We start from the raw sequence: 4661 nt of genomic DNA, 5'->3' as shown, positions 1-4661 counted from the left end.
CTATCTCCTGGCACAACTGTTCCTGTTTTTATTATCTTAGCAGAGAATAAATAACAGCACATAACAACGGCTAAGCATAATGCCGGCCACAGGCCAGAACAGGCACTATGCCTAGCCGAACCGTTGTCGGTCATTGCGCCGTGACTCAATAGAATTCGGAAAAATCATCAAGAAAATAAAAAAATGACAACAAAAATTAAATTTAGCGTTTTAATCTTAATGATGGCTTGCTCATCATTTGCTCAAAATATAAACATTGCAAAACTTGACAGTTTGTTTCAAATTCTTGAAACCAAAGATAAGTATATGGGAAGTATTGCGATTTCTGAAAACGGAAAGTTGTTATACAAGAAATCAATCGGAAAAGCCGATATAGAAAATAACAAATTATCAACAACCGAAACCAAGTACAGAATTGCTTCAATATCTAAAATGTTTACTGCTTGTCTTATTTTTAAAGCCGTAGAAGAAAATAAAATTAATTTAAATCAAACAATTAATAAATATTTCCCAACAATTCTAAATTCTAATAAAATAACAATTGGAAATTTACTAAGTCACAGAAGTGGAATTCATGATTTCACTAATGATGAAAAAACACCAAAAAACACAAAAGAAATGGTTGAAATAATTACAAATGGAAAAAGTGATTTTGAACCAAATAGTAAAGCCGAGTACAGCAATTCAAATTATGTACTATTAAGTTACATTCTTGAAAAAGCATATAATAAAAAATACGCAGAAATACTAAACCTCAAAATTGTAAAGCCACTCGAACTAAAAAACACATATTTTGGAAACGAAATCAATATTCAAAATAACGAATGCTATTCATATAAATATCAAAATAAATGGATAAAAAAAAATGAAACTGATATATCATTAATAATGGGTGCAGGAGCAATTGTTTCAAATCCATCAGATTTGGTAATATTTGCACAGAAATTATTTGATAAAAAGATTATTAATCAAAATAGTTTAAACCAAATGATAACTATTAAGGATAACTTTGGTATGGGAATTTTTCAAATTCCATTCTATGATAAAAAAGGTTTTAATCATACGGGTGTAATAGATGGTTTTAGTTCTGATTTATCCTATTTTCCTGAAAATAATTTAACAATTGCATTGACCTCGAATGGAAACATTTACGACAACAATAATATTATGATTGCGGTTTTGAGTAATTATTTTGGAAAAAAATTCGAAATTCCAAATTTTAAGACAATAGAATTAAAAACAGAAGATTTAGATCAATATTTGGGAGAATATTCAAGTCCAACTTTTCCACTTAAAATTACAATAGTAAAGGATAAAACAAAATTATTTGCAGAAGCACCAGGACAACCAACTTTTCCATTTGATGCCACGGAAAAAGATTGTTTTGAATTTGTATCTGCTGGAATTAAACTAAAATTTACACCGGAGAATAAAGAAATGGAAATAAATCAATCGGGAAAAAAGTTTATCTTAACAAAGAAATAAACAACGAACCGACAACAGCCGTTACACAAGATTTGGGCATTTGGCTGAATTTAAAAATGGTTTTGTACTTGGAAAGTTTGTTCATAATGGAAAAAACTCGCATTTTTAATCCCAAACCTCGTGTAGCGCCAAGACGTTATGTGCAATTGCGCAATCGAGACCTGATAAACAGCCTAAATATTTGATTTGAAAGGGAATATTAAAACAGGAAATAAAAATTTGTAATTTTCGTCAAGCCTTTCAAATGAGATTTGCTGAAAATTTATTTTCAAAGCGAAGACGCTTAAAGGCTTGGCTAAGTTATAAGAAAAAAATGATATAATCAAGTTTTTTTTATTATAACTGTTTTAATATGAGATTTTTAACTATTTAGGCTATGATTAAAAAAAACAGTACCTATCCCCCGAGTAGATAGGAACTATATTTTTTAATCGTTTATCTAGCTATCTCCTGGCACAACTGTTCCTGTTTTTATTATCTTAGCAGAGAATAAATAACAGCACATAACAACGGCTAAGCATAATGCCGGCCACAGGCCAGAACAGGCACTATGCCTAGCCGAACCGTTGGCAGAAACCATTGGAAAAAACAAAGCGTAAACAAAATATAAAAGAAGCAAAATGCAATTTAAAGGAGGAATTAAGTGGGTTTTTATATCTTGTGCTTTAGCATTTACAATATTTATTGGATATTGGATTATAATTCTATTCTCAACAGGATTATTTGATAGTTCAAGTAAAGTTGAACTTATTGAAAATTATACTAACAAAGAAAAAGAAATTATTGAGTTGAAAAATTATTTTAATTCTATCGTTCCGAAGAATTTTTCTGTTTACATTGAATTTAAAAGTGATAATAAAATAGATTTAAAAGTATATGAAGGAGAAAGAAATTCTAACTCGGAAAATAATGGTTTATTTATGCAATGGGATATTAATCCATATGATTATACTGAAAAGCCAAAATCAAAAAACTATAAATCAAAATATGAACCAAAAACTGAATCATTAGAATATGTTAAATTAAAACTGAAATGGACTGATAATACTTTTAAAAAAATAAAAGAAATGCTAGATAAAGCAAACTGTATATCTATTGAAAATGGTGAGCCTTCAGAAATTGGATTTGCAAGAAGTGGAATGGGAAAATATAGTTATACTATTTATAACAAAAAAATTCCTAATAGTTTACTTGATGATTATAAAATAGAATGCGAAAATATTATATATAATGATAAAGTTGTACTCACTTATGGAAGTGGAGCATTTGGTTCAACCTGTTTTCCAAAAAGTGACTTAGAAAAATAAATGGCATCTGCCAACAGCCGTTTGGCGAGATTGGGGTTTTAGTGGAATTAATATTTTTATCATATTTTCGTTTCGGCAGAAAATACTCTGCTTTAATGTCCCCAACCTCGCCAAGCGCCAAGACGTTAGCGGATATTTAAGAGCAACTAACAGTAATACAGAACTTTAAATAATAATTATTGAAAGAAAATCAAAAAAAAAGAGAAAAACGAGCATTAAAAAATAAAGAAAAAAAAATCCAAAAAAAACATTACTATTTTTTAATAATGGCAATGATTTTTTGCATTATAAATTTAGCGTTTATTGAAAGTAAAACTATTGGACACGATAAAAGATATGAAATCTACATCTTTTGGTTGCCAATATTTATTGGACTAATTTTTTTCGGAATATTTAGAAGGCATTATTTAATTAGAAATTTTTTAGCATTTAAAGAAATATATTTAAAAATATATGTAGTTGGATTTTACTTATTACAAGGTATTTTTGTTTCCTATTTAAGTTTTGGTCAGGTTGCAAGCGTAATTTGGAATTATGTAAATATAAATGAAGCCGAAAAAAATCCAAGAGAAATATTTATTTGTAAAGTAATTGGATTCTACACTAAAAAAAATCCTGATGTTTCCTTTAAATTTAAAAATGAAATAGAAGTTTTTGGTGTTAATAGTGAAACGAATAGAGAAAATTATAATCGTAATCCAAAAGATTATGAATTAAAAATAACTGTGCAAAAGGGAATTTGGAATTACTATATTGTAAAAGATTGGAAGTTAATAAACATCCGCTAACAGCCGTTTGGCGAGATTGGGGTTTTAGGCTTAATTTAAAGATGGTTTTGTACTTGGAAAATTTGTGTTTAATGGAAAAATCTCGCATCTTTACTCCCCAACCTCGCCAAGCGCCAAGACGTTAGCCGACATATTATGAAAAAACTGCTAAAAACAACCTTTTTATTATCATTCCTAATTCTTTTTACGAATTGTGAAAAGAAAATAGATAATTCTAAAAAGAAAATAGATGAAATAGAATTTGAAAAAAATGTATTGACCGAAGTATTTCCGAAAATAGTTGATTCCATTTGTGTTGATAGCAGAAAAATGGATCCTCCACCGAAATTCGGAATTGAAACTTGGAAAAATGGAAATATAATAAAAGTTGACACTACAAAAGCCACAAATAAAGAAAGAATTAAGTATCAGAATTGGAAAAAGGAACAAAAAAGAGTTGATAATGATACCTCTAAAATAATAATTGGTTTTGACCAATACTTATTAAATTATGGAGATGGAAGATTAGATAGTAAATCAAAATTATTGCATTCTAATTACAGTAATTTTAAATTTGACTTTACAAAAATTACTTTAAATAGAAAATTTAAAATAAAAAATATGACTGAATTTCCAAAAGCAGAAAAGCTATTATTTGGAGATAGAGTTTTATTATACGAACAAAAATATAATTTTGTGTTTTCGGGTTTTCTTGAAATTTCAAGAATAAAATTTGATAAAAATAAAAAAAGTGGAATTTTAGAATGTAGCTTTGCTTATTGCGGAAGATGTGGAAGAGGATATCGAATTTATATTAAAGAAATTAACGGAAAGTGGATAATCGAAAAAATGGAAGATACTTGGATTTCGTAAAAAATACGTCGGCTAACAGCCGTTTGGCGTGATTGGGGATTTAGTGGAATTAGCGTTTTTTTATTACCTTTACGTTAAGCCGAAAATACTCGGTTTCAAAAATCCCCAACCACGCCAAGCGCCAAGACGTTGTAAGCAATACCCGAAAAAACGAAAACATTGAAAAACGAAATAATAAAGATAGCAATTGAGGAAATAGAAAATCCAACTTTTGAAACTACGCGTCAAT

At 28.6% G+C, this 4661-nt stretch carries 4 protein-coding genes; all 4 read left to right on the top strand.

The genetic code is table 11. The features are described from left to right. The first annotated feature begins 183 nt into the window (after positions 1–183). The 4 genes from J3S90_RS15600 to J3S90_RS15585 all read left to right on the top strand — a co-directional run bounded on the left by J3S90_RS15600 (position 184) and on the right by J3S90_RS15585 (position 4432). On the top strand, positions 184–1485 hold the full coding sequence (locus J3S90_RS15600) for a serine hydrolase domain-containing protein (protein WP_210646955.1): 1302 nt from the start codon (positions 184–186) through the stop codon (positions 1483–1485). Positions 1486–2105: 620 nt separating this feature from the next. Next, the gene (locus J3S90_RS15595) at positions 2106–2792 is read left to right on the top strand and encodes a hypothetical protein (RefSeq protein ID WP_210646954.1); all 687 of its coding nucleotides are present in this window, start codon (positions 2106–2108) and stop codon (positions 2790–2792) included. Positions 2793–3058: 266 nt separating this feature from the next. Next, on the top strand, positions 3059–3580 hold the full coding sequence (locus J3S90_RS15590) for a hypothetical protein (RefSeq protein ID WP_210646953.1): 522 nt from the start codon (positions 3059–3061) through the stop codon (positions 3578–3580). 135 nt (positions 3581–3715) lie between these two features. Then, a complete protein-coding gene (locus J3S90_RS15585; protein ID WP_210646952.1) occupies positions 3716–4432 on the top strand; it encodes a hypothetical protein in 717 nt (238 codons plus the stop codon). Positions 4433–4661: the final 229 nt, after the last annotated feature.

The sequence above is a fragment of the Flavobacterium flabelliforme genome (assembly GCF_017948675.1).
Classification (GTDB): domain Bacteria; phylum Bacteroidota; class Bacteroidia; order Flavobacteriales; family Flavobacteriaceae; genus Flavobacterium; species Flavobacterium pygoscelis.
Note: the sequence above shows the minus strand (reverse complement) of the source record. Positions and strands in the feature narration are given on the sequence as shown.

Bases quoted from the DNA above. Each gene is read 5' to 3' on its own strand.
- J3S90_RS15600 (WP_210646955.1), top strand. From the start codon at position 184: ATGACAACAAAAATTAAATTTAGCGTTTTAATCTTAATGATGGCTTGC.
- J3S90_RS15595 (WP_210646954.1), top strand. From the start codon at position 2,106: ATGCAATTTAAAGGAGGAATTAAGTGGGTTTTTATATCTTGTGCTTTA.
- J3S90_RS15590 (WP_210646953.1), top strand. From the start codon at position 3,059: ATGGCAATGATTTTTTGCATTATAAATTTAGCGTTTATTGAAAGTAAA.
- J3S90_RS15585 (WP_210646952.1), top strand. From the start codon at position 3,716: ATGAAAAAACTGCTAAAAACAACCTTTTTATTATCATTCCTAATTCTT.